Below are 21875 nucleotides of genomic sequence, written 5' to 3' on the forward strand. Positions count from 1 at the left end.
TCAACCGCAGCGACGCTCCACATAGTTGGGCCAGTTCCGGTAGGGGGACGCGTCGCTGCGGACCCGGTTGCCCGCGCCGATGTCGAAGAGCCGGCTGTCGTAGTAGTAGAACGACACCGTCCCGCTGCCCAGGTTGTAGTGCGCCGACTCGACCCGGAACTGCCACTGCCAGGTGGCGAGGCTCTGCCGGCCGCAGTCGGCGAGCCGGCCCCGGGGATAGCCGTAGTTGGGCCACTCGTAGAAGCAGAACCAGCCCGAGGGGCAGTCGGCGGCGGCGAGCGTCCCGATCGGCCGCCGCAGGGAGACGACGAAAGCTCCACCGTCGTAGCTGATCTCGTTGTCGTTGATCGCCTTTCCACCCGGATGGGCGGCCAGATAAGCGGCCATTTCCTGGCCGCTGTCCACGGTGACGCCCGCGGGGCCGGGCGTCGGGGAAACAGTCAGATGCCAGGCGAGTACGGCGGCAAGCGCCGCACGAACAGGGCGTGGAATGACCATTCGACACCTCGCGATGGTGGCGCGCAGGGACGGACGGGCGACAGCTCCCGCCAGGTCAGCGGAGCTGCGCAACGCGGAGAATTAATGCGGTACGCCGCCGGATCAGCGTATGGAACACGCGTGATTGATCGCCAGGTGTAATCGGTGCAGCATTCTGACAATGCGCTATTTGGACACCACTGGGTGCTTTACGTATCGCCGCACAGCGCAACGACGGAAGTTGCATTCGGCAGCTCCGCGACTCGGCGGGATGCGCATCGGCATCAATGCACGACCGCTATGGCTCGGCCAGGCATGCTGCCGCGTCATCACCGCCGTCGTCCTCGCCGCGTTGGAAAGCCTCCCCCGGGCACCGGCATCACCCGGCCGGCCTTGTGCTGACGAGCGTGATGCGTGTGAGTCATTCTGACAACTCACCGGCATCAACCAGTTCGGGGAAGCTCTCCGTGCCGACCCTGCTCCTGCCGGATCCTGGCCTGGTGGGTCTGCCAGGCGTGCAATGCGTCTTTGATGCGGTGGTTCTCGGCCTCAACGAGGTCGAGTTGGCGACCCTGTTCGTCCAGCTCGTGGGCGAGGCGGTGCAGCAGCGCGTGGACGTGCTCGGGTTCGTAGCCGCGGCGACCGAGCCGGGTGCGGGGCAGGTCGAGAGCGGCGATCCGGTCGGAGGTGAGCCGACCGGTCAGGGTATGCCGACTGCGGTAGACGCCCATCACTGCGATACGGGCAGGTGGACGCGGGCGGCCGGGATGCCGAGGGCGCGCAGTCGTGGTCGGGCGCCCGCCAGCATCGCGGGCGGCCCGCAGACGTAGACCTCCTGGTCGGCACGGTGGAAGTCGAGCGCGATGGTGAGGGCGTCGCCCTGTTCGGCCGGCTCGGCGCTGGGATCGTGCGAGAACGCCGGTACGACGGTCAGCCAGTCGTGGGCGCGTTGCAGCTTGTCGAGGGTGATCGCGTCGTACAGGTCGGTGAAGGTGCGCGCCCCGACGACCAGCGTCACCCGCCGACCGTCGGGTGCGGCGGCGACCTGTTCGACCAGGGCGCGCAGCGGCGCCAGGCCGGTGCCGCCGGCGACGAGCAGCAGATCACCGCCATGCAGGCCCAGCCCGGTGTTGGCGGGTGGGCCGAGCCAGATCAGCTCGCCGGGGCGTACCTCATGGGTCAGGTGGTGGGAGACGGTGCCGGCGGGTACGGCGCGGACGTGCAGCTCGACGGTGCCGTCGACGCGTGGGGCGTTGGCCGGGCAGAGCCAGCGCCAACGCCCGGGCAGGCGTGGTGTGCAGACCGGAACGGCCTGGCCAGGCTGGTGGGGCAGGCGTCGCCAGGGACGTACCGTCAGGATGGCGATGCCGGGTGATGGCCGTTCGTGGCCGATCACCTGGGCTGGCCACCAGGCCGGACCGTCGCCGACGCGGGCGGCGGCGCGACGCACGGCGTGCGTGGCGCGGTCCACGGCGCGCTCCCCGGCGAAGGCGAGTGGGGCTGTCCATAGTGGATGGGCATGCCGGGCCACCGTCGCGAGCAGCGCGTCCCCGATGGTGAGGGCGTGTGGGAGCAGGTCGTAGCGACGGTACGCGCGGCCGAGCACCACCAGCAGCGCCGCCCGGCCTGCCCGGTCGTCGCTACCGAGCATGAGCTGACCCAGCGTGTGGAAGAGAAGCGGCGCCACCCGTTCGGGAACCAGCCCGGGACTCCGATCCTCCATGGTCCGCCAGAAGTCACCGGCGGCCCGGTCAACAACCGACGTCCACGCGTCGGTGAAGTTCACGCGAGCACCTCGAACGCCCGCCGCACCCGGGCGATCTGGCCATCCGGCAGATCGGCCGCCCACAGCACCCCCGCCAGGTAGTCGACGACTCTCCGATGCTGCGCCTCCGACAACCCCAGACCCCGCCAGCCGTCGCTCGGCATTGCTCCTCCGGCCAGCGCGTTCTCCAGGCCCGCGGTGAGGTGCGCGGCGAGTCGGCCCAGGTCAACCCCGATGAGGTACGGCGACAGCTCCGCGTCCGCCACGACGAGCCGCAGCCACTGGCCGACCGCCTCTCCTGGCGTCATGCCGCCGGCCCCTGGCCGAGCTGACGCTGCGCCTCGCTGAAGCCGGCGGCTTCCATGGTCGCCCACCCCCAACGGGCGAGCCGACACGGAAACGGGACGCGTTCGCTGCGGCACAACTCGCCCTGCGGCCAGCTCTCGGGGACGTGGACGGTGACCGCCCGCAGCGCGATGCACAGATCCTCGTCGGTGACGGGCGTGAGGACCGGAAAGTCGTCGATCAGGGTGGGCATGCCGGCTCCGAGACGTTGACGGATGATGCGGCGCCGGGGCGGGCGGGAGCGGAGCTGCGCCGTTCGGGTCGGCGCAGCCCCGGAGCCAGCACCCGCCCCGGGCCATGCGTCGACCCTCGTGGTTGACCAGGTACGGGGGCATGTCACAGTGATCGTCGAGGGCATGCGCAGTTCGCATGCGGTCCACTACCTACCGTCCCGGTCGGGCAGACTGCGGGCATGACGGAACGCCCGGTGCTGTACCTGGTCGTCTGCGCCGCGGGCCCGGCGGAACACATCCACGAGTTGGTCGATCTGCTGATCACCGACGGATGGCGGGTATGCCTGATCGTCAGCCCCACCGCCGGGCCATGGCTCGATCGGGAGGCCCTGCAAGACAAGACCGGCTATCTCGTACGCGTGGAGTGGCGGATGCCCGGCGACCCCGAGCCACACCCGCCGGCCGACGCGGTGCTGGCCGCACCGGTCACGTTCAACACGATGGCGAAGTGGGCGCTGGGCATCAACGACACGTTGGCGCTCGGCATCCTCAACGAATCGCTGGGGGCGGGTCTACCGATCCTTGCCGTCCCGCATGTCAAGGCGGAGTTGGCCGCGCATCCGGCGTACGCCGGTCACCTGGCGGTGCTGCGCGCTGCCGGCGTGCACGTCGCTGACGGGAAGGTGCTCGACCTGGCACACGGGCCGGTTCGGTGGACCGTGGTCATCGAGGCGCTGCGCTCAATACGTCAGCCCTGAGCAGACGCCCCTCTGTCTGCGCGATCCGGCGAGCCTCGGATATGCGTCGCGCGTATACCGAACCTCTACACACCGTGTTCAATGGACAGGCTTGATGAGGCGAGACGGATGGAGCCGCCGGTGACCCCTGCGGACTGCCCCCGGTGCGGCGGACGACTGGCCCGGGACAACGACAGCGGACGGTGTACGCCGTGCCAGGCCGCCGAACGCGACCGGTTGAGCGCGCCACCGGTGGTGCCGGCGAGTTTCTGGAACCACGAGCCGGTCCGGCGGGCGCTGGCAGAGCGGCATCTGGGGCGGGTGATCCGGGCCTACCGCTGCCATCCGTACCACGGGCGGGTCGCCTTGCCGCAGACCGTGGTGGCTGGCTGGCTGGGGATCACGCAGGCACAGTTGAGTCGGGTAGAGAACGGGCCTCCGCTGGTGCACCTGGACCGGCTGTCGCACTGGGCGCAGGTGCTCCACATCCCCGAGGCACACCTGTGGTTCGCGCTCCCTGGTCGAACTCACCGAGCGAGCGAGAACGGTCAAGCCGCCAGCACCTCAGTCGCGCCTCGCAGTGGCGGACCCGACGAAGGTAGGCGGACGCTGCTGGCCGGCATCGCCGCGGTGGCCGCAGGCGCTGGGCTGCTCGGAAGCACCGAGATCGTTCAACCCCGACGCGTCGGCGCTGCCGATGTCGCTCGACTGAACGCGGTCCTGGAGCTTTACCGTTCCGTCGACTACGAATGCGGCGGCGGCCTGTTGTACCGGGAAGTCGCCCGATTCGCTGAGTCGGTATACCGGATGCTCGACTGGTCGCACCCGGCCGGGCTCACCCCGCGCCTCGTCGCGGCGGTGGCGGCAGCTCGGCATCTGGCGGGGTGGACCGCTCTCGATGCAGGCCGGCATGCTGACGCGCAGCGGCACTTCGTGGCGGGCGAGCGGGCCGCGCTGACGGCAGGGGACGTGCCGCTGGCTGCGATGATCCGGTACTCACAGGCCAAGCAGCTTCAACACCTCCGGCACAACCGGGACGCGCTCGCAACGCTGCAACTCGCTCATGCGCAGCTCGGGCCGCACGCAACCCCGGCAGTCGAGGCCCTGCTCTTTGGCGCGGAAGCCGCCTCGATTGCCGCGCTCGGGGATCACCAGAACGCAGTAACCACTCTCGGCAAGGCCAGCGACGCGTTCGAGCGCATCCAGAACGAGCGTGAGCCGGATTGGATGGGCTTCTACGACCAGGGCGAACTGTTCGCTCAGTACGGCCGTGTCTACCGAGACAGGGCGCGGCGAGATAGCGGACAGGCATCCGAAGCGGTGAGGTGGGTTGAGGATGCGATCGCCGCATTCGGTCCGGCGAACGTGCGAAGCACAGTGCTGAACGAGGTTGGCCTGTGCAGCGCGTTGTTCCTCGCCGACGAGCCCGAGCAAGCGCTCGCGGTCGGCGCCAGGGTGGTGAAGAAGTCGCAGGCGATGAGCTCCAAGCGGGTGATCGATCGGGTCGTCAATCTGCGTCGCGACCTCGCGCGGCATCGGGCGCTGCCCGAGGTGGCCGAGTTCGATCGTGTGCTAACCGCTCGGGCTGCGACAGCAGCATGAGCGGGCGGTTCTCTAAGGAGGCTATGACGGCGGCAATGCAGGACATCGCCGCCGCGCTAGACCTGTCCCCTGAGGGCGCCCAGTTGCTGCAGTTGACCAACAACGCCGTCTTCGCGCTGCCCAGGGCAGGAATCGTCATCCGGACTGCGCGGACCCATCAACTCCGGGGCAGGGTGACGAAGGTTGTCCAGCTCGGTCGGTGGTTCGCTGAGATCGATGCGCCGACGATCCGCCTAGCGCGGGGCGTTAAGCAGCCAATCGAGTTCGGGGACCTGGTCGCTTCGGTGTGGCAATACGTCCCGCCGTGTCCGTCTGCTCTGACGGTCGAAGACCTCGGCGCGGTGCTGCGCGAATTTCATGCTCTGGGTGTGCCCCCGTTTCCGCTACCCACTTGGGATCCGATTGGCGACGCCAGGCTACGGCTGGCCGACGCGGACGGACTCAGCAACCCCGACCGGAACTTCCTGGTCGACTGGTGTGACCGTCTGGAGCCAGAAGTCGCGGCCTTGAACGAGCACGGAACGCGGACGCTCATCCACGGCGACGCCCACGTCGGTAACCTCCTCCGGGAGTCGTCGGGGCGGACCGTGATGTGTGACTTCGACGCCACATGCGTCGGCCCGTGGCAGGTTGATCTAGCAGCGGTCGCAGTCGGCGAGGCGCGATTTGGAGGCACCGGCAAACATTCTTCTTTGGCCGCCGCCTACGGTTCCAACGTCGTTCAAGATCATTGGTGGGTGCTCTTGCGACACGCACGCGAACTGAAGATGATCGCAGCAGCCACACCCCTCTTGGCAACTTCACCAAAAGTCGCTGACGAATTCAGCAAGCGTCTCCGCACGATCCGAAACGGAGATCATGAGACTCTTTGGACGCCATACGCCAACCTCGCCGAATGACGAGCGTGTCCGAAATCCGACACCGAGAACGCTAGTTAATGCGCACAATAGGACGTACCGATCCGCCGGCTTCACCGACGCGCCCCCGAATCGCTCACCGCCTTACGAGATCGCTGGTTAGGGTGTGCGGGCCGCAGTCGCCGCGAGATTAGGAATGACGTGGGGATCCTCAAGGAGATGCAGCGGGCGCAGGCACGCCAAGCCCGCGTCCAAAGGCAAGCCCAGACCGCCGCTTACCGACACCATCAGCACATTCACCGAGAGGCTGAGCGCGCCAGAAAGGCCGCCGAGCGTGCATCCGCCGCCGATGCGCGGGAACGCAAGCGGCTCTACACGGAGGCCCGCATTGCCGAGGTGGCGGCGAACAACTCGGACTTGCAAGCGCACGTGGATGAGCTTGACGCACTGCTCGTGGCCACTCTCGACGTGGCCGACTACATTGACCTTCGGCGCCTTCGTAAGAACGTGAAGCACCCGCCCTTCAAACCCGGGGCCCTCGCCAAACCTTTGCCTCCGCCGGATTGGCGACGTTTCGAACCGTCCGCCCCGTCGCTCATCGGGAAGCTGTTCGGGGGCCAGGCCAAGTTTGAACAACAGCAAGCCCATGCCCGGTACGCCTTCGAGCAGGCGAAGGCGCAACACGTGGCGGCAGAGTCCGACCGACAGCGTCGGCTGGCCGCCGCTCACCAGCGCTATCAGCAGGGCCGCGCGAAGGTCGAGGCCGAAGCCGCAGCGCACAACGCCGAGGTCGACCGCTTCGCCGCCGCGTTAGCTGCCGCGGATCCCGCAGCGGTAGTCGAATACTTCGGGTTGGTGCTGGGCAACTCCGTCTACCCCGACGACTTTCCCCAGCACTACCGCATCGCGTATGTGCCGGAGTCTCACCAACTCGTGGTGGAATACCACCTTCCGACGTTGGAGGTTATCCCAGGTGTGCGGGAGTACCGCTACATTAAGGCGCGCGATGAGATCAGCACCGCTGCGCGCCCAGCAAAGGAGATAAAGGAACGTTACGCGAGCATCGTGGCGCAGACTACGTTGCGGACTATCCACGAGCTTTTCGAATCCGACCGCGCCGGGCTCATCAGCGCGATCGTCTTCAACGGCATCGTTGAAACGACCGACCCGCGCACTGGTGTTGCTATCCGCCCGTGCCTAGTTACACTTCGCACAACTCGCGAGATGTTTACCGCACTAAACCTTCGAAAAGTCGAACCAGCCGCCTGCCTGCAACACCTCAATGCCTCAGTGTCCAAGCGTCCCGATGCGCTCTCGCCAGTTCGGCCGGTGCTGGAGTTTGACATGGTCGACAAGCGCTTCGTTGATGAGGTAGACGTGCTTGCTGACCTCGACCAGCGCCCAAATCTCCTAAGGCTGACGCCCGGCGAGTTCGAGAGTCTAATTCAGAACCTCTTCGCGAAGATGGGGCTCGACACTAAGCAGACGCGCGCATCCCGAGACGGGGGTGTGGACTGTGTCGCCTTCGACCCTCGCCCAATTTTCGGCGGCAAGGTCGTCATTCAGGCAAAGCGTTACCGCAACACCGTCGATGTTTCCGCCGTCCGCGACCTCTACGGCACGCTTCAAAACGAGGGCGCATCCAAGGGGATCTTGGTTACAACGAGCGGATACGGCCCCGCTTCGTACGAGTTCGCGTCCGGTAAACCGCTCGAGCTGATCGACGGCTCGAATTTGCTCTACCTACTCGCGGAACATGGCGACGTGAAGGCACGAATCGACCCGAGCGACCTGGATTGATCGATGCCCGGACCGGCCACTGGGCCAACGCACGCCCGGATCATGCACTTCACGCATGTGGACAACCTGCCAGCCATCCTCTCCACGGGCCGACTTATCGCCGAGAATGCGGTGGGCGACCGCTTGGCAACAAACGTAGGGGCTCCGGACATCAAGGCCAGTAGACGCCAGCGCGTAGTGACATGCCCGCCGGGCGGATCGGTCGCCAACTACGTACCTTTTTACTTCGCCCCTCGCTCACCGATGATGTACCGGATTGCCCGCGAGCATCAGGACGGAAAGGTTGGTTGCTACCCAGACGGGGACGATCCGCTCGTCTACATGGTCAGTTCCCTCGACCGCGTGCACGAGGCCGGGCTGAGGTGGGTCGCCAGCGACGGCAACTGTGCTGCAAGCTTGACCAGGTTCTCCAGCAATGTAGAGGAGATGGCCGAGCTCGTTGACTGGGCGTTGATGAGGGAGCGCATCTGGAAGAACCTGCCGGAAGACCCCGACCGAGTCCGACGCCGCATGGCGGAGTTGCTGGTCCACCGTGAGTTCCCTCTCGACCTGCTGGCGGGCTACGTCGTAAGGACACCGGCTCGGCAGCAGCAGCTGAGGCGGGTCTTACGGGATGCTGGCATCATCGACGCGTACGTTGATGTCAGGCCCGACTGGTACTACGGATTCCTGCGAGGGGAGGCGCGCACATGATTGTCATCGCTCACGGCAACCTGCTGACCGCCGACGTCGAAGCTCTGGTCAACACCGTCAACACCGTGGGTGTGATGGGCAAGGGGATAGCCCTGCAGTTCAAGCGCGCCTACCCGGCGAACTACGCCGCCTACCGCGCAGCATGCGCCGCCAAAGAGGTCCAACTGGGTCGAATATTCCTATTCGACTCGGCTCTCTTAGGGCCACGCCGCTATGTGATCAACTTTCCAACGAAGGGGCACTGGCGTACCAACTCAAGGGTGTCGGACATCCAGGCAGGCCTCAATGACCTCGTCCGAGTCATCCGTGAGCGTGGAATCTCCTCGGTGGCCATACCGGCGCTCGGTTGCGGCAACGGCGGTCTTGACTGGGACGAAGTCCGGCCGTTGATAGAACGGTCCTTCGCGGCCCTCCCAGACGTTCGGGTGCTGCTGTTTCCACCGGAAGGCGCCCCAGATCCCGCGGACATGCCGGTGGCAACCACCAAACCTCCGCTCACTCCAGGTCGCGCCACCTTGCTGTGCGCTATCGACCGCTACCTGGAGCGTGCACGGGCGCTCGAACCTCGGGACGGGGTGACCGTGCTTGAGATCCAGAAGATTGCCTACTTCCTTCAAATCTTGGGGCAACCGCTCCGACTCAAGTTCACCCGAGGACGATACGGGCCGTACGCGGACAATCTGAACCATGTGCTCGACAGGCTCGAAGGCCACTACCTCATCGGCTTCGGTGATCGCAGCGATAGGGTCGAGTACCTTCAGCCAATCCGACTGACCGCCGGGACGACAGAGGCGCTGTCATCGCGGTTCGAGCCTCTCGTCTCACCAGCGCTGCAGTCGCTGGAGCGGCTGGCTAGCCTCATTGAGGGCTTCGAAGCACCGTACAGCCTCGAACTTCTGGCAACTGTGCACTACGCCGCCGAACTGGATCCAAAGACCAACGATCTCGATGAACTGATCGAGCGGGTGCAGGCCTGGAGCGGCCGCAAGGCGAGGCTGTTCACGCCAGCCCACATCCGGATGGCGTACAACCGATTGCAGTCAGCGGGGCTGCTGCCCTTGCTGACCAACGCATAGTTTGCGAAGCCCCGGGTTAATTTCCGACAGCGTGGCGGAGGGCAGCGCCGCTTCGGAAAGAGTTACCGTGCCTGCGTGACGGATCTTGAGCGGGGCGTCTACGAGCACCTGATCACCCGTGAGCTGGCCGATCGCCTCCAGCACGTCGACCCCGATCAGATCCAACGCCACAAGCTCGACCCCGCCGACGCCCACCACACCCTCGCCCGTCACATCGCCGCCCTGGCCGCCCGTGCTCTGCAAGCTGTCCCGAGCGGTGACGACAAGCTCCACCACCAGGTCGAGCTGGCGAATCGCATCGCCGATGCCATCGCCACCCTGAGCCCAAAGGCAGCAACGGACCAGGATCAGGTAACCGACGCCAAGCACCTGCTCCACGCCATCGCGGCCCCGCCAACCCCTCCCGCGCTACCAGCCTTCCCGCAGCGCCCCACCACTCCACTCTCCACCGGCGCGCTGCTGGTCAACGGCCGTCACCAGCCCCGCATCGGCCACGAGGTCAACCACGAGATGGCGTCGGCCGAGAGCGTCGACCTGCTCTGCGCGTTCATCAAGTGGTACGGCCTGCGCATCGTCGAGCCAGCCCTCCGCGAGCTGATCGCCCGTGGCGGCCGAGTCCGCGTCATCACCACGACCTACCTCGGTGCCACCGATCAACGAGCGCTGGATCGGCTCGCCGAGCTGGGCGCTGAGGTCAAGGTTTCGTACGAAACGAGGACCACCCGCCTGCACGCCAAGGCATGGCTGTTCCGCCGGTCCAACGGCACCACCACCGCGTACGTCGGCTCGTCGAACCTGTCGAAGACCGCACTTGTGGACGGCGTGGAGTGGAACGTCCGCATCTCGAACATGGAGCAGCCGCACGTCATCGACACGTTCGCGGCAACGTTCGAGGACTACTGGAACGATCCGGCATTCGAGGCGTACGACGCGACCAGGGATGCCGAGCGGCTACGGCACGCGTTAAGCGGTGAGCGCCGCGACGACGCAGCGACCGAGATTTCGAACCTGGACGTGCGCCCGTACCCGTACCAGGCGGAGATCCTTGCCGACCTGGACGCCGAGCGTCTGGTGCACGGGCGTTGGCGCAACCTCGTGGTGATGGCGACAGGCACCGGCAAGACCGTCGTCGCTGCCCTCGACTACCGCCGGCTGCACCGCAGCAAAAGGGCGGATTCGCTGCTCTTCGTCGCCCACCAAGAGCAGATTCTGCGGCAGAGCCTGTCGACGTTCCGGCAGGTGATGGGGGACGGCAGTTTCGGCGAGACGCTCGTCGCGGGCGAGAAGCCGAACGGCTGGAAGCACGTCTTCGCCTCCATCCAGTCGCTGCACCGCCGCGAGGTCGACCCCGAGGCGTACGACATGGTGATCGTCGACGAGTTCCACCACGCGGAGGCACCGACGTACGCGCGGCTGTTGGAGCGGCTGCGTCCCCGCGTACTCCTGGGACTGACCGCGACCCCCGACCGGGCGGACGGCGGCGACGTGCGCCGGTGGTTCGACGGCCGCGCGGCCGTTGAGCTGCATCTGTGGGACGCGTTGGAGCGGCAGTTGCTGGCGCCGTTCCAGTATTTCGGCCTGCACGACGACGTGGACCTGTCGCAGGTGACCTGGAAGCGCGGGCAGGGCTACGACCTGACAGAGTTGGACGGCCTCTACACCGGCAACCACGCTCGGGCGCGGTCGGTGCTGCGGGCCGTTCGCGACAAGGTGGACGTTGGGCGGATGCGGGCGCTCGGGTTCTGCGTGAGCATCGGGCACGCGGAGTTCATGGCCGACTGGTTCAGCCAGCACGGCGTACCGTCGGCGGCGGTGACCTCACGAGCGGACCGCGCCACCCGGGCGGGACTGCTGCGGGACTTCAAGGCCGGCAAGCTGCGGGTGCTCTTCACGGTGGACCTGTTCAACGAGGGTGTCGACCTGCCGATGGTCGACACGATCCTGATGCTGCGGCCCACCGAGAGCGCCACGATCTTCCTGCAACAGCTCGGCCGTGGCCTGCGCCTGGACGACGACAAGCCGTGCCTGACCGTGCTCGACTTCATCGGCGGGCAGCACGCCAACTTCCGCTTCGACCTGCGGTGGCGAGCCCTGACCCGGGTGAGCCGGCGGGCCATCAGACAGGCGGTCCAGGACGATTTCCCGAGCCTGCCCAGCGGCTGCCACATCGAGTTGGACCGGGTCGCCAAGGATCTGGTACTCGCCAACCTGAAGAATGCGCTGCCCACCTCGAAGGCCGGCCTGGTGGCCGAGCTGCGGCAACTCGGTGACGTCAACCTGGCGACGTTCCTGCGGGAGACCGGCCTGGAGATAGAGGACGTGTACCGGTCTGCCAGCCTTGGCGGCTGGACCGGACTACGCCGACTCGCCGGCATCGAGACGTCCGCGCCCGGTCCGGACGACCGGGACCTGGGCCGGGCTATCGGTCGCATGCTGCACACCGACGACCCCGACCGGCTGGAGCTGCTGACCCGGGTCGCGGCCGGACCGCCCGCGGCAGGTCAGCAGGTGTACGCGGGAAACAGCCGCCTACTGGACATGCTGCACTTCAGCCTGTGGGGGCCGAACGCGCCTCTGGCGACACGGGACGAGCGGCTGGCGCGGCTGTGGAAGGAGCCGGCCCGCTGCGCCGAACTGCGGCAGGTCGCCGACGTGCTGCGGGACCACATCCACAGGGTCACACCCAGCGCCGTCCCGGGTCAGGTGCCGCTGCGGGTGCACGCCCGCTACAGCCGCAACGAGGCATGCGCTGCCTTCGGGATGGCCAACCCGGGCTCACTGCGCGAGGGGGTGAAGTGGCTGCCCGACGCGCAGGCCGATCTGTTCTTCGTCACCCTCGTCAAGTCGGAGGCTCACTACTCCCCCACCACCATGTACGCCGACCGGGCCATCACCGACACGCTGTTCCAGTGGGAGTCGCAGAGCACCACCTCGTCGGCCTCCGCGACGGGGCGGCGCTACACCTCGGGCGGCTCGACAGTGCACCTCTTCGTGCGGGAAACCCGGATCGCCGAGGGCGACCTGGGCGCGCCGCCGTACCTGTACGCCGGAACCATGACGTACGAGTCGCACACCGGCGACCGACCGATGCGCATCCTGTGGCGGCTCCGCCATGCCCTCCCCGCCGACGTGTACGCCACCGCTCGGACGATCGCCGCCTAAGTACTGCACCTGAACTGCGGCAGAGCGTCCAGCCGAATCTCAGATGATCCTCAAGAAATCCCAGGTTACGGCCGCTGGGGGCACGGCTGGTGTGTGCTGTCACCACTGCGTCATCCCCTCTGTACTGGAGTTTCTATGAAAGACAGACGGAAATCGATCTTCTCCGTCTTGGTCGCCACTACCCTCGTGGCGACCATTGCCCCTCCGGCCAACGCGTCCGCGACAAGCTCCGGCGAGGAGCGCTTCCAGCCGAGCGTCACCTACGACCTGTCCGTAACCGATGCCGAGCGCGACGCCATCCACGCCGAGGTCGAGGCGTTGGCGGGACGCGTCAGCAACGCCCGGGCGGGAGACGGCACCTACAGCCCGCTCACCCTGGTCGGGGCGATGCTGGACGGGTCGAGCTACGACTCCATCTCCCGTGGCGGCACGGCTGCTACGGCGTACCCCTTCCCGGTCAGCAACACCCCCGCCAACCAGTACGAGTACGACCGCAAGGTCGCCAAGCTCGCCTGGGTGGTCAAGCTGGCCACCGACCTCGGTTTCCCGGTGGTCGTGCAGCGCCAAGCCGACAAGTACGTCTACGCCGAGATCGGTGACCCGGACGCCCCGGAAATGATCATGGCGTTGAGCCACCTGGACTCGCCGACGTCTTCCGTTTCGGCGGCCCAGCTGGCGCGCTGGCGGGACGCCGACGGCAACCTCGGCACCCCCGGCGCTTACCACTCGCCCTACATCAAGGACGGCTGGGTCTACGGCGCGGGCATCCAGGACGACAGCGGCCCGACGCTGGCGACGCTGCTCGCCGCCAAGGCGCTGCTCGAGGCAGGGCTGCCGCTCGACCGACGCATCCGCATCGTCATGGGAATCTACGAAGACGGCGGTCCCGGTACGCCTACGGCGGCGAACACCGCCGCCTTCCAGTCCATCCCGTACAACTCGAACCCGAGCTTCTACGACAACTGGGCCTACAAGAACCTCAACCGTGAGGAGATGCCGATCGCGGCGTACACCTCCGACTCGCGGTTCCCGGTCATCGTCGGCAACTCCGGCTCGGTGACCCCGGCCGTGTCGATGAGCCTGGCGGCGGACAGCACCAAGCCCTTCCGGTTGACGGCTGCCACGGCCGGCGTCACCCTGCGCGAGGGCGACCCGACGCTCAAGGACATCGCGTACGGCAGCACCACGCAGATCGCCTCGCGGGCCATCTTCACCCTCGACGTGGCGGGCGCCAGCTCCGCCGAGCGCGACAGGTTCGTGTCGGCGATCACCGCTGCCGCGACCACGAAGGGTTGGCTCCCGGACGCTCCCCGCACCACGCCCAAGGTGCAGACCACGATCACCGGCGACTCGCTCACGCTGGAGATCAACACTGACGTGGCGATGGAGATGCCCACCCCGCAGTACGGCAAGAACGCCGTCGTGTGGGGGATGTTCCTCCTCTCCAAGGGCCTCGGCGAGTTGGGGAGCACGACTGCCGACCTGCAGTTGAAGAAGGCCGCCGACGGCATCGCCGACCTGTTCTTCCGCGGCGGGGTCGAGGGCGAGGCCTACATCGGCAAGTACATGGGCATCCCGGCGAACCTGTTGCGCAACCCGAACAACGGCACGCCGAACCTGACCCTCGCCCTGATGGCCAACATCAACTCGGAGATCCCGACGAGCTTCTACACGGAGGCCACGGGCAACCTCAGCATGCCGATGTACGTGCGCAGCATGCACGTAAACGCGGCTGACTCCGGCCAGGCGACCGCGGCGGTCACCGAAGCCTTCCAGGGCAAGGGATTCACCATCGGCAACCTCGGGTCGCCCATCGGCGCCGGGTTGTACGTCACCCACGACAACCCGCTGACGGCTCTGCAGTACAAGAGCTACCAGGCCACCATCGACCACAACCCGCAGGAGTTCGCGGACCCGCACTCCCTGCGCGACGTGGTCTACCCGCAGGGCACCACCGGTGGCACCCTGGCCAGCAACTTCCGCAACAAGATGACCGCCTTCGGCGCCGTCATCCCCGGCAACGAGCGCTGGTGGCACACCGCCAACGAGCGGATGAAGGTCGACTCGGCGGTCCAGATGACCAAGATGATGGCCGACGGAATGCTGGAGATGGCCCGCTACACCGGGCCGGCCGGCGCCAAGTTCATGTGGGCGGACATGCCGGGGCTGAACGCCGACCGGGCGGACCTCGACCTGCTCGACGTCACCATCGGCACCTACAAGGACGCGTCGGGCGCTGTCGGCGCGAACCAGTTGGGCAACCAGGCGCTGCTCGGCGCCACCTCGTTCAACATCCCGATGTGGAACGGACGCGGCAACTCGGCCCCGACGGCTGCGGCGTTCGCGCTGGGCCACGAGCCGGGAGGGGTCTACCTGCCCCTGACCGACCCGGAGTTCCAGAGCAGCACGTACGTGGCGCCGATGCGTCTGGAGTTCAAGGTTGAGCGTCCCGGCCACATGTCGGACGCGGCGTGGGCGAAGTTCGTCGCGGGCGGCTACGGCGGCTTCCAGTTCAACATTCTCGCCGGCGGCCAGGTTGTGCCGCTGGCCGTTCCTGCCGGGCAGAGTGCGGACAAGTTCTTCTCGTCGCGTATCTCGGCCAACAACCCCAACGCCATCTACCTGTCGGTCAACCTCGCGATCACCGACGCGCCGTACACCGGGGTTCAGGCCAAGCTCGCGGACTCCAAGGCGGACCTGTACAAGGTCAACCCGACGTACCTGGCGTCGAACCCGGATCCGTTCCCGGGTCGCGGGGCCATCGAGCAGCGGGGCTTCTTCCAGTTCGGCGACGGGCAGAAGAACGCGGAGTTCTCGTCACCGGACGCGGTCTACGTGACAGTGGCCAACGCGGTCACCGACGCGAAGCCGTCGGCTGTGGTGAAGAAGTTGAAGGGCAACACGAACGAGTTGACCATCACGGTGAAGCAGACCCGTATCGACGGCAGCGAGTCTGCTGTGACGGGCACGTTCACCATCAACAACAACGCCGCTGGCACCTACACCGTCGGCGAGCACAAGGTGTACGTCGACACCAAGGGCAACACCCAGATCCGGTCGATCTCCATCGTGTGACTCGTGTGACGCGGAGGTTCCGCGCGCACGAGAGGACAAACGCGGTGGTAGGACGCCCCGACTCAGGGTCAACGCCAACGATGTACGAGGCACATTGACAACGGAGTGGAACCATTGCCCTCGGTAATGGTTCCACTCCGTTTTGCGCGATGTGGCGCGCAGTGCCATTCGCGTTCCGGGAACCTCCCGGGCTTGTCTCTGCCGGTCAGAGCGGACCCGAGCCGGCGCGCGGTCAGGCGGCGTCCGCGTTCGGCGCGAACCTGACGTCCAGCCTCCGGTCCAGGGCTCGCGCGAGGCGTTCCAGGACCGGCAAAGTCGGTACGGTGCCGCCAGCCTCGAAGCGGGCCACCGCAGACTGGGTCATGCCGGCAGCCCGCGCGAGTTCGGTCTGACTCCAACCATGCCCTTCGCGCAGGTGACGCACCTCCTGACCAAGCTCGAACGCTATCCGGGTGGCGTCGTAGGTCTCGGCCGCTCCTGGCTCCGCCATTCGGCGCTCGCGCAGGTCATTCCAGTCCAGGCGATCACTCATCGCTCTGCCCCTCGTTCACGATGTGCCGCTCCGCCACGCACCGTTCAAATGCGCGGCGAGCCCGCTCGACCTCCCGGTCCTCCCGCATCCGCGTCTTGCGGAACACCGTGAGCAGGATGATCCTCCGATCGGAGGCTATCCAGTACGTCACCCGTACCGCGTCGCGCTCCAGGTAGAACCGCAGCTCTCGCAATTGCCGTCGAGTTGCCTGCTGTGCGGCTCACCGAGCAGCACGCCTCGGTTGGCCAGTAGATCGATGTAGAACGCCGCTCGGGCGAAGTCGGCGGTTGGTAGTTCCTCCAGCCAGTCTCGGACTTCTGGTTCCAGCTCCACGCTACCCCAACCTATAGCGTCGATGCTATGGGTTGAGAGGGTTGGGACATGCTCCCCAAGTGCGTGTCGTCAATGACTTCAACCCGAGCGGGTGACGAACGAACGAAACCCCGCGGCACACCTCACCGCTAGCGTGACCTCAGCCCGGACCACGGAGCCAGCATCCAAGCCGCCCGCCCCTCCTGAGTGATTGGATCTACCTATGGAACAGCGAATCAGTCTGGTCACTCTCGGGGTCGCTGACGTGGCGCGCGCCAAGGCCTTCTACGAGCAGCTCGGCTGGCGTGGCCAGGAGGTCGAGGAGACGGTCTTCTTCCAGGCCGGCGGCCTGGCTCTCGTCCTCTGGAGCCGCGACAAACTCGCCGCGGACGCCGGCATCACCGATCCGGGCACCGGCGCCATGACACTGGCCCAGAATGTGCGCTCCCGGGCGGAGGTCGACGAGCTGATCGCCACCGCAATCGAGGCGGGCGCCGAGGTGACCCAGCCGGCGCGGGAGACGTTCTACGGCGGTTACGCCGGCTGCTTCGCCGACCCGGACGGTCACGTGTGGGAGATCGCCTGGAATCCGGGTTTCCCGCTCGGCCCGGACGGCGCCCTCACCGTCCCCGACTTCGGTGCTGCGGGCTGACCCGGCAGCAGCAGCGGACTACTACTCGACCGGCGGGCAGAGCAGCCGGTCGACCAGCGGCAGCAGCGGATCCAGGCAGGCCGTCAGCAGCGTGAGGTCGCCCGGCGGCGGCGTGGTGGCCACCTCCGTCACGGTGGGCGACGGCAATGGTGTGGGTAGGTCCGGTGTCGGCGGCACACTCGCGGAAGGGGCCGGAGCGGTAGGCGGAACCGGTGCGGTGGACGCGACCGGAGCGGTGTGCCGAGCAGCGGGCGGGGCAGCAGCGGTGGGCGGGGCAGCCGGCGGAGCCGGGGCGCGCGACGGGACCACTGGCCGGGCGGGCTGCGTGGGGTTCGACGGCCCGACCGGTGCAGCACCGGTAACCGGCGTGGGCGCTGCGCGAGTTGGCAGGCTGGTCGTACCCGCCTGGAACGTCACCGGCCCGACCGCACGCGGCGGGACCACAGCGACGACAGCGGACGCCGTTCGCGGTGCCGGCCTTGCCTGCGGTGGCCCGACGGCGGGGCCGAGCGTCGCGACGACCACAGTCGCGACGGCTGCGGCGGCGAGGGCCCGGCGGTCGGGGCGTACCGCGATCAGTGGCGCTTCGTCCGGCTCGGCCGACGGTGGCGGCGTCGGCCGTTCGCGGCGGTGGGTGGCCAGCAGGGCGTCGACCTGGGCGACGACGTCAGCGCGGTTACCAGCGGCGGCAGCGACGGCGAGGGCGAGATAGAAGCGGAAATTGACCACGGCGTTGGCCGGGACGCGCAGCCCACTCAGAGTGTCGCGGTCCGGCAGCAGCGTGACCGGGACGTCGGGGTGGTGCGCGGCGTCGGTCAGCTCCGCGTATCGCCATTCGCGTCGGTGTTCGCGGCCGGCGAAGGCAATGCGGTGGCTGGTCACCACCGCCATGCCGGTGTCGACGACGCGCAGGCCCGCCGGCACTGTGTCGCTCACCGTTTCGGCGCAGGTGAGCGCCCCCGGCGCGGGTAGGCCGGGGACATGCCTCGCCTCGGCCTCGACCAGGTCGGCGACGGGGAGGATCCGGAAGACGAGTTCGTCGTCCTCGAGGTGCACCGGCAGGCCGGTACGTGGCTGCGTGCACCCGAGGAACCCGGCGGCCTCGATCCGCAGGCGGGTCAGGTGGTCGCCGCGTCGTCGCCAGGTGGCGATCGCGGTGCGGTACGCGTGCCGGCGCCGCTCGTTCTCGAGCTCGGCCCAGGCGGCTCGCCAGGTCGGGCACTCCACAGAGGTCACGGTCACACGCGGTACAACCGCTCATGTACGTGACAGGGAACGCGTCGAGGATCGATGCTTCCCTTTGTTCCCGAAAGAGGAGATTTTGCGAACGGTAACACTGCCGCCGTACCGCAACCACGCACCTCGGAAGCACGGGCAATATTGGGTGACCCGAATATAGATCAAGATGAAAGAATGTGCCCGTATTGATCCATTACGGGGGATGGAGCGGCATGGCCGACCACACACGTCATCGGTATTTCAGCAGGTCCCTCCGCGCGACGGCGTTGGCCGTCGCGCTCGTCCTACCGGTCTCCCTGATCAGTCCGCCCTCCGCCCAGGCAACTCCGGCGGCGGTGACCGAGGAGCAACTTCCGGCGTGCAGCGACCCGTCCGTACCGGAGGACATCAACCACGCCTCCATCCGGCTGGAGGGACCGATCGCCGGATCGGAGGTCTCGGTAGACGCGAACGGCAAGATCGCCATCAACGGCTACCTGCACAAGCAGGCAACGATGGTGGACGTCTCGATCGAGAAGACGATCTCGTCCAGCTTCACCTTCGGTCCGCCGCCGCCCGGTGTCACGAACTGGTCAGCCTCGTGGACCACCAGCATGCGCCCGCCGCACCTGGGACCGGTCCAGGTCTGTTCCCGCGCGGAACGTGAGCCCCATCGGTACGCGAAGATCCTGCGCGACATCACAGTGGTGGACCTGATCCCGCCGAGCAACGTCCCCGGCCTGACGGTCGGCACGATCACGGCGACCAGCGCCAAGGTGACCTGGAACGCGGCAACCGACAACTACGGCCTCGCCGGATACGAGGTCACCGTCGACGGCGGCACCGCGCAGCGGACCACAGTCGGCACGCGCTCGTACTCGATCACCGGGTTGGAGCCTTCCAGCAACCACACCGTCTCCGTGGTCGCCATCGACCTGGCCGGTAACAGGTCCGCCACGCCCGCCACGGCGTCCTTCACGACGGACGCGTTGCCGCCGCCGCCGGACGTCGACGCCGGTCTGACCCTGGACCCCGACGAGGGGGGCGCCCTCGCCAGCTGGCACCCGCAGCCCGCCAACGAGACGAGCTACCGCGCCTATCTGGACGGCCAGATCTACGACCAGTTCTCCGTGGAGCAGCTCTGCGTGGACGGCAACGGCAACGTGGCCAACCCGTGCACTGCCGACAGCGTCATCAAGCTCCCGATCGAGCCACTTGAGGAGTACACGTCGTACGCGTTCCGGGTCGAGGCGCTGCGTGCCGACGGCACGGTGGCCCGGGAACTCGCCGGTGACTTCACCACGATGGTCCATGTGGACGAGGTATCGGCGGCGACCACACAAACGACCGCCAGCGAGGCGTCGCAGTGCGCTGGCGCCGGTGGCGACTTCTACATCGCGGCCAGCTCACGCGCCGCGGTGCCGGTACCCGCCGGCAGCACGGAGGTCTTCCTCGGCTGCTACCGGGCATCGGACAGCAGCTGCCTCGACGCCTTCCTGCCCCCGTCGGGCGAGAAGCTGCTCGACTGCGCGGACAGCATCACCAGCATGCTCTTCGCGGTGGCCCCGACCGGCCGCGGCCCGGTGATCGCCTCGGTGGACGCCACCCCGCAGGCCCGCCTGCTGGTGCCGGGCGCGACGGCACCGATCGCCTGGTGTGCCAGCGGAGCCTGCGCGACCCTCCTGGCGCCCATCGCGGAGACGGTGGAGGTTGTGGCGCTTGCTCCGGCCGCCGCCGCCGGCACCTCGTGGATCGTCGTCGGTGCCGCAGGCATCGGCATCGGTGTCGTGCTGGGCGTCCTGCTCGCCATCCTGTTCCCCAGCACGATCGGCGTCAACGGTCTCATCGAGTACCCGATCGAGCACGACGTCGACTTCGACACGTTCGACAACTGGGGCCTGGACGAGGGCGAGTGGTACAACAGCCTGAAGGTCTACGCCGAAGTCATCAAGACCACGAAGCTGGTGGCCGACCAACGCGATCTCCCCTTCGCGTGGGACTCCAGTGAGGACTCGCGACTCAAGCGGATCATCGACGCGGCGTGTACGGCCCAGCGTGGCACCCAGGGCAAAGCCGGATGTGACGACAACGTCATCGTCTACGTCCCCGGCGGCAAGAACTACCGGGGAGAGGACCTCATCCACACCGGAAAGCACATCGTGGCCGCGATGGGTGACGGCGGGTTCCCGCAGCCGCCGACGCGGGCGGTGTGGTTCTACCCGGCGCGCAGCGTGAACGGTCAGGCAGCGCGCGCCAAGGGCTACGACCACGGCTGGTTCAACGACGCGCAGTTCAAGCCGAACGCGTGCGACGTGCGGGTGCCCGGTCAGACCTGCGACGAATTCCCGTTCTGGGCTACAGACCAGGCAGTCAATCTGACCGGTCAGGTCGCCGACCTCGAGCTGGTGCCGACGACGGAGTCGCTGCCGCAGGCCAGAGACATCAACTCGTTCTACGGCAAGTGCAAGGTGACAAACGAAACGAGGTTCGTCGTGTTGCCAGTGAAGCCGTGGGTCGACGCCGGCGGCCCGAGCTTCGCCTTCAAGGTCAGCGGGGGCGGAGCTAGCCTCTGCATGACCCCCAAGGCCCCGTAGCCGAGGAGCTTCCTGATGCTCGATGACATGCGCGTGCTGCGCGACGCGGTGCACGGGTACCGCGTCGCGGCGACGGCTGCCGGCCTCGACTGGCCCGAGCAGCCCGAGCAGCCGGCTGGGCGACCGCCGGATCAGGTCCACCGGATCTTCGACGTGGATCACGTGGCGGAGCAGCTCACCTGGTTGCACTCACAGCGCTGGCCCGACCGGCAGGTGCTGCCCAACGTCGGATGGCGCATGCCCTGGCCGGAGGGCGGGGAAGCGCTGGACTACCTGGGGCTGTCGATCGGCACGCCGTTCCCGTGGCGGCAGCAACTGCCGCTGTTCCACTTCGATTTCCTCCTCTACACGTTCGTCCTCGCGGGCGAGCACGAGGGCGAGATCTGGCGCTACCCGGTCTCAGAAGACTCCTGGGAGTCGGTCTGTGCCGCCACCAGCCTGGCCACGCTGTTCGACCAGTGGACCAGGGGAATCGCCGCCGGTGTGGTCGTCTACGACGAACACAGCAAGTGGCTCCTGGTTGACGACCTGGCCGGGGCCCCCGAGCTCGACCCGCTGGCGTTCCCGGTGAGTCCGGTCGAGGAGACGCTGCTGCAGGCGCGGCAGCGCGAATGCGGGGTCGACATGGCTGCCGTCGAGGACGGCTTCGAGTACAGCGAGGAGTTGCTCGACGCCATCGACGCCGCCAAGGCGTCGCTCGACGCGTAAGCCCTGCTCGCCGTCCACGACAGCGCCGCGGGGGCCCCCCCCCCCAACGGGGGGGGGGCGGGGCGGGGGGCGCCCCCCACCCCACGGAGAGATAAAA

General features: G+C 67.5%; 19 protein-coding genes. 11 read left to right on the forward strand and 8 right to left on the reverse strand.

Going from position 1 to position 21875, the window contains the following annotated elements:
- The 5 genes from ACLQ23_RS00730 to ACLQ23_RS00750 all read right to left on the reverse strand — a co-directional run bounded on the left by ACLQ23_RS00730 (position 1) and on the right by ACLQ23_RS00750 (position 2780).
- Positions 1–498, reverse strand: coding sequence for a peptidase inhibitor family I36 protein (locus ACLQ23_RS00730; protein ID WP_355631654.1), 498 nt, complete (start codon positions 496–498; stop codon positions 1–3).
- Between the two features lie 422 nt (positions 499–920).
- A complete protein-coding gene (locus tag ACLQ23_RS00735) occupies positions 921–1208 on the reverse strand; it encodes a hypothetical protein (RefSeq protein WP_355631657.1) in 288 nt (95 codons plus the stop codon).
- Positions 1208–2263 carry an FAD-binding oxidoreductase gene (locus tag ACLQ23_RS00740; protein ID WP_355631660.1) on the reverse strand — a complete coding sequence of 352 codons (1056 nt, stop codon included), beginning with the start codon at positions 2261–2263 and terminating at the stop codon, positions 1208–1210. The genes ACLQ23_RS00735 and ACLQ23_RS00740 overlap by 1 nt, the downstream gene beginning before the upstream one ends.
- Positions 2260–2550, reverse strand: a complete 291-nt coding sequence (locus ACLQ23_RS00745) for a hypothetical protein (protein WP_355631663.1) — start codon at positions 2548–2550, stop codon at positions 2260–2262. The genes ACLQ23_RS00740 and ACLQ23_RS00745 overlap by 4 nt, the downstream gene beginning before the upstream one ends.
- Positions 2547–2780, reverse strand: coding sequence for a hypothetical protein (locus ACLQ23_RS00750; protein ID WP_355631665.1), 234 nt, complete (start codon positions 2778–2780; stop codon positions 2547–2549). The genes ACLQ23_RS00745 and ACLQ23_RS00750 overlap by 4 nt, the downstream gene beginning before the upstream one ends.
- 219 nt (positions 2781–2999) lie before the next feature.
- Here ACLQ23_RS00750 and ACLQ23_RS00755 point away from each other — a divergent pair, with 219 nt between their 5' ends.
- The 8 genes from ACLQ23_RS00755 to ACLQ23_RS00790 all read left to right on the forward strand — a co-directional run bounded on the left by ACLQ23_RS00755 (position 3000) and on the right by ACLQ23_RS00790 (position 15762).
- Positions 3000–3518, forward strand: a complete 519-nt coding sequence (locus tag ACLQ23_RS00755) for a flavoprotein (protein ID WP_355631668.1) — start codon at positions 3000–3002, stop codon at positions 3516–3518.
- Between the two features lie 120 nt (positions 3519–3638).
- Positions 3639–5099: a helix-turn-helix domain-containing protein gene (locus ACLQ23_RS00760; RefSeq protein ID WP_355631670.1), complete on the forward strand. Its 1461-nt coding sequence runs from the start codon at positions 3639–3641 to the stop codon at positions 5097–5099.
- On the forward strand, positions 5096–5998 hold the full coding sequence (locus ACLQ23_RS00765; protein WP_355631673.1) for an aminoglycoside phosphotransferase family protein: 903 nt from the start codon (positions 5096–5098) through the stop codon (positions 5996–5998). The genes ACLQ23_RS00760 and ACLQ23_RS00765 overlap by 4 nt, the downstream gene beginning before the upstream one ends.
- Positions 5999–6157: 159 nt before the next feature.
- Complete coding sequence (locus ACLQ23_RS00770) at positions 6158–7756, forward strand: restriction endonuclease (RefSeq protein ID WP_355631676.1); 1599 nt, start codon at positions 6158–6160, stop codon at positions 7754–7756.
- Between the two features lie 42 nt (positions 7757–7798).
- A complete protein-coding gene (gene darT / locus ACLQ23_RS00775) occupies positions 7799–8449 on the forward strand; it encodes a type II toxin-antitoxin system toxin DNA ADP-ribosyl transferase DarT (RefSeq protein ID WP_355592356.1) in 651 nt (216 codons plus the stop codon).
- On the forward strand, positions 8446–9525 hold the full coding sequence (gene darG / locus ACLQ23_RS00780; protein ID WP_425880221.1) for a type II toxin-antitoxin system antitoxin DNA ADP-ribosyl glycohydrolase DarG: 1080 nt from the start codon (positions 8446–8448) through the stop codon (positions 9523–9525). Before darT ends, darG begins: the two co-directional genes overlap by 4 nt.
- Before the next feature lie 75 nt (positions 9526–9600).
- The gene (locus ACLQ23_RS00785) at positions 9601–12687 is read left to right on the forward strand and encodes a DUF3427 domain-containing protein (RefSeq protein ID WP_425880222.1); all 3087 of its coding nucleotides are present in this window, start codon (positions 9601–9603) and stop codon (positions 12685–12687) included.
- Between the two features lie 186 nt (positions 12688–12873).
- A complete protein-coding gene (locus ACLQ23_RS00790) occupies positions 12874–15762 on the forward strand; it encodes a M20/M25/M40 family metallo-hydrolase (RefSeq protein WP_425880223.1) in 2889 nt (962 codons plus the stop codon).
- 232 nt (positions 15763–15994) lie between these two features.
- Here ACLQ23_RS00790 and ACLQ23_RS00795 read toward each other — a convergent pair whose 3' ends face one another.
- Together ACLQ23_RS00795 and ACLQ23_RS00800 are read right to left on the reverse strand one after the other, a co-directional pair.
- Complete coding sequence (locus tag ACLQ23_RS00795; RefSeq protein ID WP_355631685.1) at positions 15995–16294, reverse strand: helix-turn-helix domain-containing protein; 300 nt, start codon at positions 16292–16294, stop codon at positions 15995–15997.
- Complete coding sequence (locus tag ACLQ23_RS00800; protein ID WP_425880224.1) at positions 16287–16487, reverse strand: type II toxin-antitoxin system RelE/ParE family toxin; 201 nt, start codon at positions 16485–16487, stop codon at positions 16287–16289. The genes ACLQ23_RS00795 and ACLQ23_RS00800 overlap by 8 nt, the downstream gene beginning before the upstream one ends.
- A gap of 342 nt (positions 16488–16829) precedes the next feature.
- Here ACLQ23_RS00800 and ACLQ23_RS00805 point away from each other — a divergent pair, with 342 nt between their 5' ends.
- Positions 16830–17258: a VOC family protein gene (locus ACLQ23_RS00805; protein WP_425880225.1), complete on the forward strand. Its 429-nt coding sequence runs from the start codon at positions 16830–16832 to the stop codon at positions 17256–17258.
- A gap of 21 nt (positions 17259–17279) precedes the next feature.
- Here the strand turns inward: ACLQ23_RS00805 and ACLQ23_RS00810 are convergent, their stop codons facing one another.
- On the reverse strand, positions 17280–18494 hold the full coding sequence (locus ACLQ23_RS00810; protein ID WP_425880226.1) for a hypothetical protein: 1215 nt from the start codon (positions 18492–18494) through the stop codon (positions 17280–17282).
- A 215-nt stretch (positions 18495–18709) separates the two neighbouring features.
- On the opposite strand from ACLQ23_RS00810, the gene ACLQ23_RS00815 reads away from it, so the two are divergent.
- A complete protein-coding gene (locus ACLQ23_RS00815) occupies positions 18710–21070 on the forward strand; it encodes a fibronectin type III domain-containing protein (protein ID WP_355592370.1) in 2361 nt (786 codons plus the stop codon).
- Positions 21071–21085: 15 nt separating this feature from the next.
- Positions 21086–21778 (forward strand): hypothetical protein, encoded by a 693-nt coding sequence (locus tag ACLQ23_RS00820; RefSeq protein ID WP_355592372.1) that lies wholly within the window; start codon positions 21086–21088, stop codon positions 21776–21778.
- The last annotated feature ends 97 nt before the right edge of the window (positions 21779–21875 follow it).

Source organism: Micromonospora sp. DT41, from assembly GCF_049841715.1.
In the GTDB taxonomy this organism is placed as follows: Bacteria; Actinomycetota; Actinomycetes; order Mycobacteriales; family Micromonosporaceae; genus Micromonospora; species Micromonospora profundi.

Bases quoted from the DNA above. Each gene is read 5' to 3' on its own strand.
- ACLQ23_RS00730 (WP_355631654.1), bottom strand. From the start codon at position 498: ATGGTCATTCCACGCCCTGTTCGTGCGGCGCTTGCCGCCGTACTCGCC.
- ACLQ23_RS00735 (WP_355631657.1), bottom strand. From the start codon at position 1,208: ATGGGCGTCTACCGCAGTCGGCATACCCTGACCGGTCGGCTCACCTCC.
- ACLQ23_RS00745 (WP_355631663.1), bottom strand. From the start codon at position 2,550: ATGACGCCAGGAGAGGCGGTCGGCCAGTGGCTGCGGCTCGTCGTGGCG.
- ACLQ23_RS00750 (WP_355631665.1), bottom strand. From the start codon at position 2,780: ATGCCCACCCTGATCGACGACTTTCCGGTCCTCACGCCCGTCACCGAC.
- ACLQ23_RS00755 (WP_355631668.1), top strand. From the start codon at position 3,000: ATGACGGAACGCCCGGTGCTGTACCTGGTCGTCTGCGCCGCGGGCCCG.
- ACLQ23_RS00765 (WP_355631673.1), top strand. From the start codon at position 5,096: ATGAGCGGGCGGTTCTCTAAGGAGGCTATGACGGCGGCAATGCAGGAC.
- darT (WP_355592356.1), top strand. From the start codon at position 7,799: ATGCACTTCACGCATGTGGACAACCTGCCAGCCATCCTCTCCACGGGC.
- darG (WP_425880221.1), top strand. From the start codon at position 8,446: ATGATTGTCATCGCTCACGGCAACCTGCTGACCGCCGACGTCGAAGCT.
- ACLQ23_RS00795 (WP_355631685.1), bottom strand. From the start codon at position 16,294: ATGAGTGATCGCCTGGACTGGAATGACCTGCGCGAGCGCCGAATGGCG.
- ACLQ23_RS00805 (WP_425880225.1), top strand. From the start codon at position 16,830: ATGGAACAGCGAATCAGTCTGGTCACTCTCGGGGTCGCTGACGTGGCG.
- ACLQ23_RS00815 (WP_355592370.1), top strand. From the start codon at position 18,710: ATGGCCGACCACACACGTCATCGGTATTTCAGCAGGTCCCTCCGCGCG.
- ACLQ23_RS00820 (WP_355592372.1), top strand. From the start codon at position 21,086: ATGCTCGATGACATGCGCGTGCTGCGCGACGCGGTGCACGGGTACCGC.